General features: G+C 32.8%; 15 protein-coding genes. 3 read left to right on the top strand and 12 right to left on the bottom strand.

The window, feature by feature from the left end; translation table 11 throughout:
* Window positions 1-271 precede the first annotated feature (271 nt).
* Together PBN93_RS10245 and PBN93_RS10240 are read left to right on the top strand one after the other, a co-directional pair.
* Window positions 272-2194: a DUF294 nucleotidyltransferase-like domain-containing protein gene (locus tag PBN93_RS10245; protein ID WP_271080581.1), complete on the top strand. Its 1923-nt coding sequence runs from the start codon at window positions 272-274 to the stop codon at window positions 2192-2194.
* Window positions 2191-2856, top strand: coding sequence for a 3'-5' exonuclease (locus PBN93_RS10240; RefSeq protein WP_271080580.1), 666 nt, complete (start codon window positions 2191-2193; stop codon window positions 2854-2856). Before PBN93_RS10245 ends, PBN93_RS10240 begins: the two co-directional genes overlap by 4 nt.
* Before the next feature lie 64 nt (window positions 2857-2920).
* Here PBN93_RS10240 and PBN93_RS10235 read toward each other — a convergent pair whose 3' ends face one another.
* The 11 genes from PBN93_RS10235 to ccoS all read right to left on the bottom strand — a co-directional run bounded on the left by PBN93_RS10235 (window position 2921) and on the right by ccoS (window position 14102).
* Window positions 2921-3334, bottom strand: coding sequence for a heavy-metal-associated domain-containing protein (locus PBN93_RS10235; protein WP_271080579.1), 414 nt, complete (start codon window positions 3332-3334; stop codon window positions 2921-2923).
* Between the two features lie 73 nt (window positions 3335-3407).
* A complete protein-coding gene (locus PBN93_RS10230; RefSeq protein WP_271080578.1) occupies window positions 3408-5903 on the bottom strand; it encodes a heavy metal translocating P-type ATPase in 2496 nt (831 codons plus the stop codon).
* A gap of 68 nt (window positions 5904-5971) precedes the next feature.
* Window positions 5972-6529, bottom strand: a complete 558-nt coding sequence (locus PBN93_RS10225) for a helix-turn-helix domain-containing protein (RefSeq protein WP_271080577.1) — start codon at window positions 6527-6529, stop codon at window positions 5972-5974.
* 183 nt (window positions 6530-6712) lie between these two features.
* On the bottom strand, window positions 6713-7981 hold the full coding sequence (locus tag PBN93_RS10220) for an acetyl-CoA hydrolase/transferase family protein (RefSeq protein ID WP_271080576.1): 1269 nt from the start codon (window positions 7979-7981) through the stop codon (window positions 6713-6715).
* A 19-nt stretch (window positions 7982-8000) separates the two neighbouring features.
* On the bottom strand, window positions 8001-8702 hold the full coding sequence (locus PBN93_RS10215; protein ID WP_271080575.1) for a sulfite exporter TauE/SafE family protein: 702 nt from the start codon (window positions 8700-8702) through the stop codon (window positions 8001-8003).
* Between the two features lie 2 nt (window positions 8703-8704).
* Entirely contained in the window at window positions 8705-9151 is a 447-nt protein-coding gene (locus PBN93_RS10210) for a FixH family protein (protein ID WP_077407014.1), read from the bottom strand.
* 11 nt (window positions 9152-9162) lie between these two features.
* Entirely contained in the window at window positions 9163-10578 is a 1416-nt protein-coding gene (gene ccoG, locus PBN93_RS10205) for a cytochrome c oxidase accessory protein CcoG (protein WP_271080574.1), read from the bottom strand.
* 30 nt (window positions 10579-10608) lie between these two features.
* Window positions 10609-11496: a cbb3-type cytochrome c oxidase N-terminal domain-containing protein gene (locus PBN93_RS10200; RefSeq protein ID WP_077407020.1), complete on the bottom strand. Its 888-nt coding sequence runs from the start codon at window positions 11494-11496 to the stop codon at window positions 10609-10611.
* 4 nt (window positions 11497-11500) lie between these two features.
* Window positions 11501-11695 carry a CcoQ/FixQ family Cbb3-type cytochrome c oxidase assembly chaperone gene (locus tag PBN93_RS10195; RefSeq protein ID WP_271080573.1) on the bottom strand — a complete coding sequence of 65 codons (195 nt, stop codon included), beginning with the start codon at window positions 11693-11695 and terminating at the stop codon, window positions 11501-11503.
* A gap of 4 nt (window positions 11696-11699) precedes the next feature.
* Window positions 11700-13898, bottom strand: a complete 2199-nt coding sequence (gene ccoN, locus PBN93_RS10190; protein WP_271080572.1) for a cytochrome-c oxidase, cbb3-type subunit I — start codon at window positions 13896-13898, stop codon at window positions 11700-11702.
* 3 nt (window positions 13899-13901) lie between these two features.
* The gene (ccoS, locus tag PBN93_RS10185) at window positions 13902-14102 is read right to left on the bottom strand and encodes a cbb3-type cytochrome oxidase assembly protein CcoS (protein WP_034642949.1); all 201 of its coding nucleotides are present in this window, start codon (window positions 14100-14102) and stop codon (window positions 13902-13904) included.
* Window positions 14103-14285: 183 nt separating this feature from the next.
* On the opposite strand from ccoS, the gene PBN93_RS10180 reads away from it, so the two are divergent.
* The gene (locus PBN93_RS10180; protein WP_077407031.1) at window positions 14286-15545 is read left to right on the top strand and encodes an alginate export family protein; all 1260 of its coding nucleotides are present in this window, start codon (window positions 14286-14288) and stop codon (window positions 15543-15545) included.
* A 58-nt stretch (window positions 15546-15603) separates the two neighbouring features.
* Here the strand turns inward: PBN93_RS10180 and PBN93_RS10175 are convergent, their stop codons facing one another.
* The gene (locus tag PBN93_RS10175) at window positions 15604-17979 is read right to left on the bottom strand and encodes a heavy metal translocating P-type ATPase (protein ID WP_271080571.1); all 2376 of its coding nucleotides are present in this window, start codon (window positions 17977-17979) and stop codon (window positions 15604-15606) included.
* Window positions 17980-18081: the final 102 nt, after the last annotated feature.

Raw genomic sequence — 18081 nt, 5'->3', positions numbered from 1 at the left:
ATGAAAACAAAAAAAATGAAAAAACTAATGTTCCATCAAAAAAAATAAAAAAAATAATTTTACACTAACACTAAGCTAACAAAAACCTGCGCAAACCCTTTAAAAACAATAGTTTAAACAAATACTAGCAATACATAAAATAACAAAAAAAATATAATTATATAAAAAAAAAGAACCTTTAAAAGCTTAAAACACATACTAGTTTAACCATTTTTAATACCGTTTTTAACTTATTCTCACTTAAATTTACAAAACAATAGTAATAAAACGTATGAAAAATACCATATCTCATAGAGTAGCAGATTTTTTAAAAAATTACCCGCCTTTTAACCAATTATTGCTAGAAGAGCTACAAGAGTTAGCTACACAAATCTCTATTGTTTACAAGGAAAAAGATGCTATTATTTTTAATGAGAATGATGCTCCTCACGACCACTTTTATATTATACACAAAGGTGCCGTATCATTAAGTAAAACTCAAAATAATACCATTGTAGACATTTGTGATGAAGGTGATATTTTTGGTTTACGCCCTTTAATAGCAAATGAAAACTATAAAATGGAGGCAAAAGCACATGAAGAAAGTATATTATACGCCATACCTATTAACACTTTTAAACCTTTTGCAACCAGCAACAGAGATGTGGGTAATTTTTTAATAGATAGCTTTGCCTCTAACACCAGAAATCCTTACTCTAAAAGCCATAGAGGAACATTATATGGAGAACCAGAAAGTACAGATGTTTACAACCCTAGTGCAGAGTTGTTTGACTTACAACCCGTAAAGTACTCTAAAAAATTGGTAAGTTGCTCCCCTAAAACGCAAGCAAAAGTATTAGCTGCTAAAATGACAAGCAAAAATGTTGGTGCTATATTGGTTTTAGAAAACAAACTACCTATTGGCATTATTACAGATAAAGATTTGCGTAACAAAATTGTTACTGGCAAGTTACCAATTTCTGCTCCTGCTAAAGATATTATGACATCGCCAGTAATTACATACTCTAAAAAATTAACTATTACCCAGGCACAAATGGCTATGATAAAAAGCAACATTAGCCATTTATGCTTAACCAAAGATGGCACTATTAACTCCAAAGCTGTAGGTATTTTATCTAAACATGATGTTATGCTAGCAGTTGGTAACAACCCAACGGTTTTAATAAAAGCTATAAAAAGGGCTACCAGAACTAAAGAAATAAAACAGGTTAGAAAAGGTATTATGATGCTATTAAAGGGCTATTTAAACCAAAATATACCAATGACATTAATTTCTAAAATTATATCTGAACTTAATGATGCCTGCATAAAACAAATTATAACCAACTCTATAGCAAAATTAGAAACACCCTTACCAGTATCTTTTAGCTGGTTAGCATTGGGTAGCCAAGGCAGAAGCGAACAATTATTGCACACAGACCAAGACAATGCTCTTGTTTTTGAAGATGTACCTGCAGAAAAACTAGAAGAAACCAAAGCAATATTTATAAATTTTGCCAAGCAAGTAACCCAAAGACTAAATGTAATTGGGTATGAATACTGCCCTGCAGAAATGATGGCTTCTAACCCAAAATGGTGTTTAAGCCTTAGTGAATGGAAAACAAATGTTACCTCTTGGATTACAAATCCTGGTAAAGATGAAGTATTGTTATCATCTATATTTTTTGATTATAACAATGTATATGGCAACCAAGAGTTGGTTACAGAACTATCAAACCATATATTTGAAACAGCTAAAAATTACCCAAATTTCTTTTTACATTTAGCTAGCGGATCTTTACAAAACCCATCTCCTACCGGTTTTTTTAGACAATTTTTAGTAGAACAAGATGGTGCAAATAAAGACTTTTTTGATATTAAAAGACGTGCGCTTATGCCATTAACAGACGCTGCCAGAGTTTTAATATTATCGCATTCTATAAAATCTATTAACTATACTGCAGAACGTTTTGAAAAATTAGCAGAATTAGAACCTAACAATGCAGAATTATTTATGGCTGCCTCCTATGCAACAAAAGCATTGTTAAAATTTAGAACCAAACAAGGATTATTACATAACGATTCTGGCAGGTACATATCATTAAGCAAACTAACTAAAGCAGAGAAAATAAAACTTAAACGTACATTTAGAACCATTAAAGAAATTCAGGAATTAGTGTATATTAGATTTAAAGTATCAAACCTATTAAGATGATAAATTTCTTTAAAAAAAGTAAATTAGATTTACCAGATTATTGGCTTAAATATGAAAATCTTTTTAAAACCAAACAACCAGAAAACATACAAGATATTACGTTTGTTGTTTTAGACACAGAAACTACTGGCTTTAGTTACCAAGAAGATCGTATGCTTTGTATTGGTGCTTTAAAACTTAAAAATAATGATATTAACATAGGTGATAGTTTTGAGGTTTTTATACACCAAGATCATTACAACCAAGAAACGGCAGAAATACACGGAATATTAAAAGAAGGTAAAACTACTAGACTTGAAGAGTTAGAAACCCTAAAGCTTTTTTTAGATTATTTAAAAAACGCAGTTATTGTTGCGCACCACGCGGGTTTTGATATTACCTTTATAAACATAGCATTAGAACGCCACGGTTTACCAAAACTAAAAAACAAAATTTTAGATACATCTACCTTATATAAAAAAACACTTATACGCTCTAACTTATTAGTAAAAAAAGAGCACTATAGTTTAGATGAACTAGCAGAAAAGTTTAATATTTCTGTAAAAGACAGACATACAGCTCTTGGTGATGCTTATATTACCGCTATTGCTTTTTTAAAGATTTTGGTAAAATTAAAAGAGAAAAAAATTACCACCCTAAAACAGTTACTCCGTATTTATTAAAACAACATAAAAAAAGCGACAAACTAGGTCTACCAGATTGCCGCTTTTTTAAGTTATTTGCGTATTATTCTTCTACACTCATAGCCATTTCATGATCATACTTGCAACAGGCAGGTAATTCTTTATAAGCTTCTTCACTTCCGGAAGACTTTTCTGTATCGTAACCAGATTCTGCTATAGCTTTATGAAATGCTTCTTCATTAGTTTTATCACCATTAAAAGCAATAGTAATTTGTTTCTTTTTAACATCCCAATTTGCACTAGCTACACCATCTACAGATTTTGCTGCTTTTTCTATAGTACTTTTACACATACCACAGTTACCACGCACACCAAAAGTAGTTTTAGCCGTAGCCAACTCATCTTTTACATTTACACTAGTGCTGTTACCACCATCTGTAGTCTGCTTTGCATCATTTTTACAACTGGTAAAGGCTAATAAGCCAAGTACAGCTGTAGTCAAAATCATCTTTTTCATAGTAGATATTTATTTATTGATGTTAATATAGTAATTTTTATTTTTTATACATTTAAAAAATGCATCTACCTATTTATATTTTTATGTTTTTTAATCGTAATGCATTTGCAATTACAGACACAGAACTAAAACTCATAGCCAAAGCTGCTATCATAGGGGAAAGCAATAAACCAAAGATAGGATACAAAACACCTGCTGCTATTGGTACACCTATAGTATTATAAAGTAGCGCAAAAAATAAATTTTGTTTAATGTTTTTAAGTACTCCACTACTTAAGTTATGTGCCTTAACTATACCGTGTAAATCTCCTTTTACAAGCGTAATCATTGCACTCTCTATAGCCACATCTGTACCAGTACCCATTGCAATGCCAACATCACTTTTGGCAAGCGCAGGAGCATCATTAATTCCATCACCAGCCATAGCTACTATTTTACCTTGTTGTTGTAATTTTTCAACTTCTTTTAACTTATCTTTTGGCAACATACCGGCTTTAAAACTACTTAAGCTAAGTGAGTCTGCTACCGCCTTAGCAGTATCACAAGTATCACCAGTAAGCATAATTACGTCTACTCCTCTACTTTGTAGTTCCTTTATTGCTTTAGCACTTGTTTCTTTAATTTTATCAGCAATAACAACATAACCTATGACCTCTTTATTTATTGCTACATAAGAAACTGTTTTTCCTTGTTTCTGAAAAACTTTCACCTCTTCTTCCATTGCTGAAGAAATAGCAGCATTGGTAAACTCCATCATTTTAGCATTACCCAAACTTATTTTAGTATCAGAAATAACACCTTCTACACCTTTACCTGTAATAGCATTAAAGTTTTTTGTTTTTAAAAAATCAACATTATTGTTTTTACCATAATTTACAGTAGCTTCTGCTAAAGGGTGCTCACTAGAACTATTTAAAGAAGCTATATATTGTGTAATTTGTTCTCTATTGAAATTAGTAGAAAAACTACCCACTTTTTCTACCGTAGGTTTTCCTTCTGTAATGGTACCTGTTTTATCTACAATTAATACATCTACTTTATTCATTAACTCCAAAGCTTCAGCATTTTTTATTAAAACACCATTTTGAGCTCCTTTACCAACACCAACCATAACAGACATTGGTGTTGCTAAACCTAAAGCACAAGGGCACGCAATAATTAAAACCGCAATAGCATTTACTAAGGCAAAAACGTAAGCTGGCTCTGGACCCCAAATTGCCCAAGCAATAAATGTAAATATTGATATTACAACTACTGTTGGAACAAAATAGCTAGAGACTTTGTCTGCTAATTTCTGAATTGGAGCTCTACTACGACTAGCATCATTCACCATTTTCACTATCTGAGAAAGTAATGTATCTGCACCAACTTTTTCTGCTTGCATTAAAAAAGATTGATTGCCATTAATTGTACCACTACTAACCTCATCTTTTACAGTTTTACTCACTGCAATGGGCTCTCCAGAAATCATAGACTCATCTACCGTTGTTTTTCCTTCAGTAATAAAACCATCTACCGGAATTTTTTCTCCTGGTTTAACTTTTAAAATATCTCCTTTTACAACCCTATTAATAGAAACTTCTTCTTCTACACCATTTACAATTTTAACTGCTTTGTTAGGTGCAAGTTTAAGTAGTTCTTTTACCGCTGCATTTGTTTTGCTGTGCGCACGTGCCTCTAACACTTGCCCCATTAAAACTAATGTTAATATTACCGTTGCAGCTTCAAAATATACGTGTACTGCACCGCTATCTGTTTTAAATTCTGCCGGAAAAAAATCTGGGACCAACAAACCAAAAACACTAAATAACCAAGCTACACCTGCCCCAATACCAACTAGTGTAAACATATTTAATTTCCACGTTTTTACACTTCTGTAAGCACGCTCAAAAAATAGCCAAGTTGCATAAAAAACAACAGGAAAGGAAAGTGCCAATTGTACCCAATTCCAATATTTTTGATTTAAAATAGTATACAATGGGTTATTAGGTAGCATCTCGCTCATTGCTATTAAAAAAATAGGTAAAGTAAACCCTAACGCTACCCAAAATTTAGCAATAAGCTTATTGTATGTTTTTTCTTCTGCAGAAAGACTTGGCTTCATTGACACTAAGTCCATACCACAAATAGGACAATCTCCGGGCTCATCTTTTACAACCTCTGGATGCATTGGACACGTATATTGTTGTTGAGTAACAGGATTTAAGTTCTGTTCCTCAACCAAATCCATTCCGCAGACAGGACAGTCGCCAGCCTGGTCATAAGTTTTATCATCCTCACAATGCATAGGACAATAAAAGACACCTGTGCCTTGCCCTTTTGGCTGTGCTTCTTTTTTTGGAGTATGCACGTGCTCACCTACATTATGTATACTATACCTGTCGCCATCTTTTTTTAAAGCTTCTTTAAAAGTATTTATAGGTATATGAGATTCGGATTCTATTGTAGCTTCTGCTTTATCTAAATTAACACTAGCATTGGTAACACCTTCTACATTAGCCAGTGTTTTTTCTACGTGTCCGCGGCAGCCATTACAGGTCATTCCGTGTATATGATAGGTATGTTTCATTTTGTATATTTTACACTACAAAACTAAGCAGACATTGTTTGTAGCACTTTCACAATTCCGATTCTTATTTACACAATTTTGTCTAATGTTTTTCTATCCCAATTCTCCAAATTTTTATAATCACTCATAGACATTCCTGTAACAGTTTTAAACTGACGGGCTAAATGGCTACTTGTTTTATAATTTAAACTATAAGCTATTTCAGAAAAATTAAGTTGTCCTAACTGTATGTGCTCTTTTACTTTTTCTATTTTTAAGTTGATGGTGTATTTCTCTAACGTTACACCTTCAGACTTGCTAAAAAGCTTACTAAGAGCTGTTTCTGTTTTGACAAATTCTTTTGCTAAAGCCTGAAAAATATGAGCTGTTTCTCCACTTTCAATCTTATTAATTATAGCCACTTTTAATTGTTCAATTAAAGTATCTGTCTTGTTAGCTATTACTTCAAAACCTGTTTTATCAAGCACTTTACTTAAGTTTTTAAAACTACTTTTAGCACCTTTTGTAGCAATAACTTTTCCTAATTCTACAGATTCCACCACATAATCTTCAGCATTAAAAATATCTAAAACCGAAGCTATACAACGGTTACAAACCATATTTTTTATATAAATTGTTTCCTGCATAATGTATTGAGGGTACTATTTTTTTAATAAATTGACATAAAAAAATACACTAATGAGCAATTTATAGCTGCTACAATGGTGTATTTTATAATGAATACATTGTAGACAATGCATCAAAATTACTTAAAATAAAAATTTATTACTGTTATATCCCTCTTAAAACAATGTATATAACATTTATAATTAGCTTTTAAAACGATTATAAGCTTCTTTACTTAACTCCTCTCTAAAATTAGGGTGAGAAATAGATATTAATGCCTTTGCTCTTTCTTGCAAATTTTTGCCATATAAATTAACTACACCGTATTCTGTGGCTACATAATGTACGTGAGCACGTGTTGTAGTAACGCCCGCTCCTTGTTTTAAAAACGGTGTTATTTTAGAAATACCTTTTGCGGTTACAGATGGCATTGCAAAAATAGGTTTACCACCTTTAGATAAAGAGGCTCCGCGTATAAAATCCATTTGTCCGCCTACGCCAGAATATTGCCTACTACCTATGGTATCTGCACAAATTTGGCCCGTAAGATCTATTTCTATGGCACTATTAATTGCGGTAACTTTTGGATTTCTGCGTATAATAGAAGTATCATTAGTATAAGCAGCTTCTTTAAAATGCACCAATGGGTTATCATCTACAAAGTCGTATAATTTTTGAGAACCTACAGCAAAACAAGTTACAATTTTTCCGTGTTTTACAGCTTTGTCCTCACCTGTAACTACTCCGCTTTCTATTAAAGGTAACACACCATCAGAAAACATTTCTGTATGTATTCCTAAACGCTTATGGTTACCCAAATTGCTTAATACAGCGTTTGGTATGTTACCAATACCCATTTGCAAAGTTGCACCATCATCTATTAAACCTGCAACATGTTTACCTATCTCTTGCTCTATCTTAGATATTGGTGTAATACTATGTGTATGTATTGGAGTATTGACCTCAACAGCACAGTCTATATCATTAATGTGTATAATTCCGTCACCGTGAGTTCTGGGCACGCAAGAGTTTATTTGTGCTATAACTTTTTTTGCTGTTTGTATGGCTGGTAATGTTATGTCTACAGAAACACCTAAAGAACAATACCCGTGTTTATCTGGTGGAGACACTTGCACCACAGCAACATCTAACGGAAGAATACCGTTTCTGAACAACAGGTTAATTTCGCTTAAAAAAATTGGAATATAATCTCCCTGTGTGGTGTTTATTAATTGCCTGACATTGCTGCCAACAAAGCAACTATTCATTTTAAAACTTTTACTGTAAGGCTCTTGTGCGTATTTTGCTTGCCCCTCTGTATGTATAGATACAATTTCTACGTTTTGTAACTCGTTATACCTGGCACACATAGCATCTATTAACACATTAGGTGTCATTGCTGCACCCTGTAAAAATACTCTATTACCAGATTTTATAGATTGTGCTGCTTGCGCTGCAGAAACAATATTCATAACATTAAAAATTTAGTGATTAGTGACATTCCATATTGGTAGAAACCATTTCTACCACAGGTTTTGGAGAAACATAAGGAATACCAAGGCCCAAGCCCCTAAGAATAAACAAGACTCCAATTACAATTACAAAAACAGGAATTAATTGCTGTACCTTTTTACGCGCAACACCTTTTAGCATTCCACCAAAATAAACAGCAATTGTCATAAGTGGTATAGTACCAGCGCCAAAGATTATCATATACAAAGAGCCTTGCACTGCATTACCCATAGCAATAGCACCAAACAATGCCATATATACCAAGCCGCAAGGTAAAAATCCGTTTAAAAAACCAATGGTTAAAAACGTATCTGGAGTTCTTTTTTTAAGCTCTTTTCCCAGTCTAGATTTTACTTTAGAAATAAGCCTATAAATAGGTTTAGACACATTGTATTTTTGTAATTTTTTAGATGGAATTAAAACAATAATAATCATTAAAACTCCAATTGCAATTGATAATTTCTGCTGTAAGCCAAAAACATACAAGCCTTTGCCTAACAACCCAAAAACAAGACCTATTACTCCATAAGCAAGCAACCTACCAAAATGATAAATAAATATCTGAATTGTTTTTTTAAACTTGCTATGCCTATCTACCGGTAACATAAAGGCTATTGGTCCGCACATACCAACGCAGTGCAAACTCCCCATTAACCCTAATATAAAAGCAGAAAATAGCATACTTAATACGTTATACTTTGTTTGTGTAAATACTCTTCTTTGTTGTATTGCCAAGCAATTTTAATGTCCCAACGACCATCTAATAAACGTTTGTCAGGTATGAGCAAATGTGTTTTGGATAAACTTATGGGTAAGCTAAAATCCAATTGTTTATTAGATGGCCTATATAGGGACACCTTACCTGTTATTTTATTAAAATCTTGATCCTTTGGAAAAACTATTAATAAGCCATCTTTAGTTTTATCTACAGCTAGTTTATTAGTTAATTTATAAGCATTGGTAACGTCATTAATTTCTTTTTGATACCCTAACTCTGCCTTATAATACTCTTCTGTAACCAAATCATGTTTTGCTCTGTTCTCAGAATTCATTCTAACAACAAAGTATAATATAAAGCTAATGAAGCCTACAAATGCCAGTACTATTCCTGTTCCCCAATTTATTTTCATAACTTATTTTTTTATTTGTAGCTTCTTGGTGCCAAAAAGCGTGCTGTAGTTGTTTCTACCAATTTATTATTGCTATACACTCCTATTTTAAGCTTGTCTTTATCACCATTTAAAGCTGCATTATTAATTTCTATAAATAATGTGCCTTCTGCCAGCTCTTGTGCTGGCACGTTAAAGTTTTTATGTGTAACCAGTTTAATTGTTCCTTTGTGGGATAGCAGTTTAAAACTAACATCTGTAACATCTTCTGTTGTTTTATTCACCAGTTTAAACGTATATACATTACTAATTATATTACCTTCTTTATGCTCGTATAACTGACCTGGAAGTCGTAAAATATTTGCTTCTAAATCGTTTCTTAAAAACAGCATACCAATAAGCAATCCAATTAAAATTATTAAAACAGCCGAGTAACCTTTTAGTCTTGGTGTAAATTTAAACTTGGCTTTCTTCTCTATATTATCTTCACTGGCATACCTAATTAAACCTTTTGGCAAGTTTACTTTTTCCATTATGGTATTACACTCATCTATACAAGCAGTACAATTAACACATTCTAGTTGCGTACCATTTCTTATGTCTATACCTGTAGGACAAACGTTTACACATTGCGCACAGTCTATACAATCTCCGTGACCAAGTGCTGTGCGATCTTCATTTTTTCTAAACTTTTTTCTTCCATTTTGTCCTTCGCCTCTTTTATGGTCATACGCTACTACAATAGATTTATTATCTAAAAGTACACCTTGCATACGACCGTAAGGACAAGCTATTATACATACTTGCTCTCTAAACCAAGCAAAAACAAAATAGAAAACCGCAGTAAAAATCAACAATGAAATTATTGTACTGGTATGCAACAATGGTCCGTCTGTTATGTATTTAATTAGCGTATCACTACTAATTAAATACGCCAAAAAAACGTTAGCAATTATAAATGAGATGATAAAAAAGATAATCCATTTGGTAACTCTTTTTCTTATTTTATCTGCATTCCATTTTTGCTTATCTAAACGCATTTGTGCACCACGGTCACCCTCTATCCAATATTCTATTCTGCGAAAAACCATTTCTAAAAAAATGGTTTGCGGACACATCCAGCCACAAAAAATACGCCCAAAAGCAACGGTAAAAAGAGCAATAAAAACAACACCTATAATCATTGATATTACTACCAAATGAAAATCTTGTGGCCAAAAAGGAAAACCAAATATGTTAAAACGACGATCTATGACATTAAATAATATAAATTGGTTGCCCTTTATTTTTATAAAAGGAGATACTAGTAAAAACAACAGCAAAGTGTAGCTAACAATTTTGCGATAATTGTAAAATTTGCCACTAGGTTTTTTAGGAAAAACCCAAGCTCTTTTGCCGTCAGTATCTATTGTACCAATAGAATCTCTAAACTTTTCATCTGCAGCCATTGTGTTGTTTTTACTAGTAATACTCCGTTGTTATTCTTCTGTTGGTTCTGGTTTCCAAATTTCTCCTTGCGGTTCTTTAGGACTAGCAGGGGTTGTACCTTGTAATGTTAAAACATAACTTGCTACCTGTGCACGTTCTAAAGGTTTTAATATTTGTTTCCAGGCAACCATACCTTTACCGTCTCTACCACCTTCAGATATGGTATTAAAAACGTTTTTAATACCACCACCTAAAATCCAATATTCATCCGTAAGGTTAGGTCCTATACCGCCTCCACCATCTGCTATATGACAAGCAACACAACTTGTTTGATATATTTTTTCACCAGCTTTTATATCTGCAGTTTCAGTTAGCACCTCAACTGTATTAACATCTACCAAACCCTTAGCTGTTTTTTTGTACTCTTCTATTTCTATTTTGGCTGCAGCAACATCTTGCTCATACTCCAAAGCCTGGTCATAATCATTAAACACATGAAATCTTGCTAAATACACCACACCAAATATTATACCTGCATAAAAAAGGTACACCCACCAAGGCGGCAAATTGTTATCTAACTCTTGTATACCATCATAATTATGATCTAAAATTATTTCATGCTCTTCTTCCATAGGCTTAGAACCTAATAGTTTAGCATAAACTCTTTTCCCCCATTTCCACTCAAACTTTTTAGTATCTTCTTCTAAATACTTCTGTTTTGCTTCTTCTGGTAAGGTCTGGAACATTACATTTTCTATAGACCTAACTATTACTTCTGATGCTATTAAGATTAATAACACTAGTACTAAAAAACCTAAAACAATTGGGTAAGCAATAAACGCTGGCTGGTCACCAGAATCTATAAAGTATTCCATTAATCCAAAAACGATAAAGAAAACTAGAGGTATCCTTATCCACCAAGGTGTCATATTTTTCATAGTACTATTCTTTTGTTAGGTTGGTTATATCATCATCTTCTAGAGGTATATTACTTACCTCTTTAATATGCTCTTTTGTTGCTGTAAACACCCACCAAAAAAGTATGGTGAAGAACACAAAAAATATAAGTAGCGATATCATAGGATATGTTGCTATACCCTCCATACTCTCCATATGTCCTTTTATAAATTTTAGCATAACTTTATTTCTTAGCTGTTGTTTCTTCTGTGTTTTTTATTTTAATATCTGTACCTAAACGCTGCAAGTAAGCTATTAGAGATACTATTTCTCTGTCTCTCATTTCTACAAAAGGCTGTCCGTTATCTTTAGCAAACTTTTTATCTGCCTCGTAGCTCTTTGCAAAATCTGGATCTGTATATAAGTTCTTTTCTATTTTAGTAGCCTGTACCTCCATAGATTTTTCTGCGTTAGCAATATCTTCTTCTGTATATGGTACACCAAGAGCTATCATTGCTTCCATTTTAGCTTTAATATTACTTCTATCGTGCTCATTACGAACAAGCCATTGGTAAGCTGGCATTATAGAGCCAGATGAGGTACTTTGTGGATCATACATATGGTTTAAGTGCCAATTGTCTGAGTATTTACCACCAACTCTTAATAAATCTGGACCTGTACGCTTACTTCCCCATAAAAAAGGATGATCATACACAAACTCTCCTGCTTTGGCATACTCACCGTAGCGCTCTACCTCCCCTCTAAAAGGGCGAATCATTTGCGAATGGCAACCAACACAACCTTCTCTTATGTACAAATCTCTACCCTCTAACTCTAAAGGTGTATAGGGTTTTACACTAGTTATAGTTGGTATATTAGATTTTACCAATATTGTTGGTATTATTTGCACAATGCCACCAATTAAAATAGCCACAGTAGCCAATATTGTTAACTGTACAGGCTTACGCTCTAACCAAGAGTGGTATGTTTCTCCTTTTGTTCTTTTTTTAGATACTCTGGTAAGCGGTGCAGCTTCTGCCAACTCATCTTCTACTTTTTGTCCAGAACGCACTGTTTTAAACACATTATACAGCATAATAAACGCACCTAATATGTACATACTACCACCTATTGCACGCATCCAGTACATTGGTATAATTTCTTTTACTGTTTCTAAAAAGTTACCATAAACTAATGTCCCATCTGGATTAAAATCTTCCCACATTAAAGCTTGTGTAAAACCAGCCACATACATTGGCAATGCATAAAGAATAATACCCAAAGTACCTATCCAAAAGTGTGCATTAGCTAAACCTGTAGAATGTAATTTTGTTTTAAACATTTTAGGTACCAACCAGTAAATCATACCAAAAGTTAAAAAGCCGTTCCAGGCCAATGCCCCAACGTGTACGTGTGCAATAATCCAGTCACTAAAATGCGCAATTGCATTTACATTTTTTAATGATAGCATAGGACCTTCAAAAGTTGCCATACCATAACCTGTGATAGCTACTACCATAAATTTAAGCATTGGGTCTGTACGTACTTTATCCCAAGCACCACGCAAGGTTAAAAGTCCATTTATCATTCCACCCCAAGATGGTGCTAGTAACATTATAGAGAATGCCACTCCTAAGTTTTGTGCCCAATCTGGCAATGCAGAATACAATAAATGGTGAGGTCCTGCCCAGATATAAATAAATATTAAGGACCAAAAGTGTACTATAGATAACCTGTAAGAATATACAGGTCTGTTAGCTGCCTTAGGCACAAAGTAATACATTAACCCTAAAAACGGCGTTGTTAAGAAAAATGCAACGGCATTATGCCCGTACCACCACTGTACCAATGCATCTTGTACACCTGCATAAACAGAGTAACTTTTTAAGGCACTAACAGGCAACTCCAAACTATTAAAAATATGTAGTACAGCTACAGTTACAAATGTTGCTAGGTAAAACCAAATTGCTACATATAAATGTCTTTGTCTTCTGCGTAACATTGTACCAATAAGGTTCCAACCAAAAGCTACCCAAACAACAGCAATTGCAATATCTATAGGCCACTCTAACTCTGCATATTCTTTAGAAGTACTGTAACCAAGTGGTAGTGTAATAGCTGCAGCAACAATAATAGCTTGCCAACCCCAAAAGTTAAAATTACTTAGGCCATCACTAAACATACGTGCTTTTAGCAAACGTTGTGTAGAGTAATATACACCTGCAAAAATAGCATTACCTACAAAGGCAAAAATTACCGCATTGGTATGTAATGGTCTTAACCTACCAAAACTTAACCATGAAATACCATCGGTTAAATTTGGGAAAAGAAACATAAAGGCTAATAACAGACCTACTGACATCCCTACAATACCCCAAAATATTGTAGCATAGAGAAATTTCTTTACGATTTTGTTATCGTAATAAAACTGTTGTACTTCCATAATTTAATTCATCTTAGTTTGTTCGATTTTTTTACTTTCTTGAGTCTTAGAGCTCTTTTGTACAAGTTCGTCTTCAAAAAGCATACGTATAGATGGTGTATAAGAATCATCATACTGACCACTCTTTACCGATATTATAAATGCTAAAAAGAAAAACAGCGCCACTATAATACTTATAGACAGCAACACATAAATTACACTCATACCTACCTGAATTTATAAGACAAAATTACCGGCTATGCACTTCTTATAATATGATATATATCATACTTTAAAGAAATTTGAGAAAAAGATAGTTTAGTTTATTCTTAATAAGATTACTATAGTGATTAGCCTATGAAATAAAAGCTAGTATATTTGAATAAACATTACAAATAGAGAACTACAATGAAGTTATTGAAAAATGTATTTTTTACTACATTCCTAATTATTATACAGCAAGTAAATGCACAACAGTTTAATTTAGATGCAGAAATAAAACCTCGTTTTGAGTTTAGAAACGGTTACAGCACCTTAAATTCTGATGCTGTTGATCCTGCTTCTTTTGTATCACAAAGAACTAGATTAAATTTTGGTTACAAAGGAACCGAATTTAACGCTTTTGTTGCTGCACAGAACGTTAGGGTTTGGGGAGATGCCGCTACATTGTCTACTACAGATGCTAATGGCATAACACTACAACAAGCTTGGGCTGAAGCTTTTTTAGGAAAATGGAGTTTTAAACTAGGAAGGCAACATATTGCTTATGATACAGAACGTATTTTTGGACGTGCAGACTGGAACCAACAAGGTAGAAGCCACGACGCTCTTAAAATAAAATTTAAACCAAATGCAACTAACAGAATAGATATTGGTTTTGCGCTAAATGAAACGTCACAATCTATTTTTGAGGAAGATTACACCTTAAATAACTATAAAAACTTTCAATATTTATGGTACAACACCAAGTTTAACAAAATAGGCTTAAGTTTTTTATTTTTAAATACTGGTTTTGCTTTTGATGATAATAATGAGCAAAAAATAGCGTACAACCAAACCATTGGTTTAACAAGTGCCTTAAATGATACTAGATGGAGTGCAAATGCATCAATTTATTTACAAACTGGTAAAATTGAAAATTCAGATTTATCTGCTTTAAATGCTAGTGCAACCATAAACTACAGCTTAAACTCTGAGTTTTTAGTAGGGCTTGGAGCCGAGTATATGTCTGGTACAGATATGAACGAAACAACTGGCGATTTAAATTCTTTTACGCCTTGGTTTGGCACCAACCACAGGTATAATGGTATTATGGATTATTTTTATGTTGGCAACCACAGCAACTCTGTTGGTTTAGTAGATATTAACGCTAAAATTAATTACAGTAAAAATAAGTTTTCTGTAAACTTGGCACCTCACTTTTTTAGTTCTGCTGCTACTATAGTAAATGGTAACGGTATAGAGCAAGATAGCTATTTAGGAACTGAAATAGACCTTACATTTGGTTACAAAGCATCTAAAAGTATACTTTTTAATGCCGGATACTCACAAATGTTTGCTTCTGATTCTATGGAAATTATTAAAGGAGGAGACGCCTCTATGACCAACAATTGGGCTTGGGCTATGATTACTTTTAAACCACATTTTTTTAGTTATAACGGCAATTAAACTTTAATGTTTTACGCATAAAAAGAGCAGTTTTACAAATTGTAAAACTGCTCTTTTTTTATTCTAATTTTTTACCTACTAAATTGGTTGCAATAGTAGTAAACAAAACAATACTTATAGAGCTTAAAGGCATTAATATAGCTGCAATAACAGGCATTAATTGTCCTGTAGTAGCAAAATACAAACCAATTAAATTGTATAACAATGAAAAACCAAAACTTAGTTTTATAATCTGCATTGCACTTTTAGATGCTTTAATATAATTATTTAACTCTTTAAATTTTGATGCATCTAAAATACCATCGCAAGCGGGAGAAAACACATTTACATTTTCTGATATAGCAATACCAACATTACTTTGTGCCAAAGCACCGGCATCATTTAAACCATCACCAACCATAAGTACTTTTTTACCTTGGTCTTGTAAACTTTTTATAAAGTTTAATTTATCTTCTGGTTTCTGATTAAAGTAAAGCGGAGTTAATTTAGGCAATAAAGCTTGTAAACGTTCTTTTTCTCCTTCATTATCACCAGATAAAACACCTAAATCCAAAGAGTTCTGCATTTCACTAAACAATTTAGATACACCTTTTCTGTATTGGTTACTAAAAACAAACTTGCCTTTATAAGCATCATTACTACTAATATACACCGCTGTATTTTCTTGACCACTTACAGTACCGTTTCCTGCAAAATTTGCAGATCCTACTTTTATATTATTATCTTCTAAAACTCCTATTATCCCTTTTCCTAAATGTTCTTGATACTCATCCAAAGTTAAAATATCTTGTGCTGCTAATAAATTGTAAAGTGTTCTACTTAATGGGTGGTTAGAGGCTCTTAATGTATTTTTTAATAACGATTCTTCTTCTGCACTTAACGCCATACCCTCATAGCTAGCTGTACTCTTTTGAGCTGTTGTTAAGGTACCTGTTTTATCAAAAATAGCTGTAGTTAACTGTGCTAACTGCTCTATAGTTTGTGTGTTTTTTAAATAGAATTTTTTACGCCCAAAAATGCGTAACATATTACCCAATGTAAATGGTGCTGCCAATGCTATGGCACAAGGGCAAGCAATGATTAAAACCGCAGTAAAAACATTTATAGCCTTACTACTGTCTATAAACATCCAAATAAATGTAGCTATAAAAGCAATACTTAAAACTGCAATTGTAAAACGCTCACTTATTTTATCTGTAATGGTTTGGAACTTGCTTGTTTTATCTACTGTAAAAACAGAATTCCCCCAGAGTTGCGTTAAATAACTTTGTGATACCGATTTTAAAGCTTCCATTTCTATTGCTCCTTGCAACTGCTTACCACCTGCTAAAATTTTATCGCCACTTGCCTTTTCAACAACTTCAGATTCACCTGTAACAAAGCTATAATCTATACGCGCATTACCTTTTAACACAATACCATCTACAGGTATTAACTCTTCATTTCTTATTAAAAGTTTATCTCCTTGCTTAATATCATACACTTGTACTGTTTCTTCTTCTCCTCCAGGCAAAATTCTAGTCACAGCAATAGGAAAATAAGACTTGTAATCTCTCTCAAAAGATAAAAAGGAATATGTTTTTTGCTGAAAAAATTTACCTAAAAGCAGAAAAAATATCAACCCTGTTAAACTATCAAAAAAACCAGTTCCCCAATCAAAAATAATTTCTAATGTACTACGTACAAAAAGCACTAAAACACCTAATGCAATTGGCACATCTATATTTAAAATTTTAGAGGAAATACTTTTGTAAGCAGATATTAAATAATCTTGTGCAGAATAAAAAACTACAGGCAATGAAAAAGCAAACATTAACCACCTAAACACATTTTTATACTGGTCTAACCAAAACTCTTGTACTTCAAAATACTCTGGAAAAGACAAAAACATAACATTTCCAAAGGCAAAACCAGCTACTCCTAATTTATAAATAAGACTGCGGTCTACGCTTTTTTTACCTTTGCTATAATCCTCTAAAGAAATATATGGCTCATAACCAATTTTAGCCAATAAAATTACCAACTGCTTTAAACTTAATTCTTCTGGATTATAAGCTATACGAACCATTTTTTTAGGAAAATCTACTTGAGATGATCTTACTGCTTTTGCTAATTTATTTAAGTTCTCTAAAACCCAAATACAAGAACTACAATGTATATGTGGTATATATAAATTTACTATTTGGTGATTTTCTTCATTAAACTCTATTAGTTTATCTAAAATTTTAGGAGAGTCTAAAAAGTTATATTTATCCGCTACTTCATTTGGTGTGGCACCAGCAGCAGATTGTAAGTCATAGTAATAAGTTAAGTCGTTAGACTCAAAAATTTCAAAAACTGTTTTACAGCCATTGCAACAAAAATGCTTACCTTTAAATTTAATAGGTATTGTGTCACAATCATCTCCACAATGAAAACATTTTTCTTTTATCATCTTTAACATTTTAGACCAAAACAAAGGTCTGTTAAAGTGCTATTTTAAAATATGACAAATGTCAGGTTTTGATTTTAACATTAACCGTAAATTTGTAATGCA

Origin of the sequence: Cellulophaga omnivescoria (assembly GCF_027915275.1) — a bacterium.
Lineage (GTDB): Bacteria > Bacteroidota > Bacteroidia > Flavobacteriales > Flavobacteriaceae > Cellulophaga > Cellulophaga omnivescoria.
The sequence above is the reverse complement of the archived record's forward strand: the minus strand, read 5'-3'. Positions and strand labels throughout refer to the sequence as shown.

Coding starts and splice junctions, on each gene's coding strand:
- PBN93_RS10245 (WP_271080581.1), top strand. CDS start 272: ATGAAAAATACCATATCTCATAGAGTAGCAGATTTTTTAAAAAATTAC.
- PBN93_RS10240 (WP_271080580.1), top strand. CDS start 2,191: ATGATAAATTTCTTTAAAAAAAGTAAATTAGATTTACCAGATTATTGG.
- PBN93_RS10235 (WP_271080579.1), bottom strand. CDS start 3,334: ATGAAAAAGATGATTTTGACTACAGCTGTACTTGGCTTATTAGCCTTT.
- PBN93_RS10230 (WP_271080578.1), bottom strand. CDS start 5,903: ATGAAACATACCTATCATATACACGGAATGACCTGTAATGGCTGCCGC.
- PBN93_RS10225 (WP_271080577.1), bottom strand. CDS start 6,529: ATGCAGGAAACAATTTATATAAAAAATATGGTTTGTAACCGTTGTATA.
- PBN93_RS10220 (WP_271080576.1), bottom strand. CDS start 7,981: ATGAATATTGTTTCTGCAGCGCAAGCAGCACAATCTATAAAATCTGGT.
- PBN93_RS10215 (WP_271080575.1), bottom strand. CDS start 8,702: ATGCTATTTTCTGCTTTTATATTAGGGTTAATGGGGAGTTTGCACTGC.
- PBN93_RS10210 (WP_077407014.1), bottom strand. CDS start 9,151: ATGAAAATAAATTGGGGAACAGGAATAGTACTGGCATTTGTAGGCTTC.
- ccoG (WP_271080574.1), bottom strand. CDS start 10,578: ATGGCTGCAGATGAAAAGTTTAGAGATTCTATTGGTACAATAGATACT.
- PBN93_RS10200 (WP_077407020.1), bottom strand. CDS start 11,496: ATGAAAAATATGACACCTTGGTGGATAAGGATACCTCTAGTTTTCTTT.
- PBN93_RS10195 (WP_271080573.1), bottom strand. CDS start 11,695: ATGCTAAAATTTATAAAAGGACATATGGAGAGTATGGAGGGTATAGCA.
- ccoN (WP_271080572.1), bottom strand. CDS start 13,898: ATGGAAGTACAACAGTTTTATTACGATAACAAAATCGTAAAGAAATTT.
- ccoS (WP_034642949.1), bottom strand. CDS start 14,102: ATGAGTGTAATTTATGTGTTGCTGTCTATAAGTATTATAGTGGCGCTG.
- PBN93_RS10180 (WP_077407031.1), top strand. CDS start 14,286: ATGAAGTTATTGAAAAATGTATTTTTTACTACATTCCTAATTATTATA.
- PBN93_RS10175 (WP_271080571.1), bottom strand. CDS start 17,979: ATGATAAAAGAAAAATGTTTTCATTGTGGAGATGATTGTGACACAATA.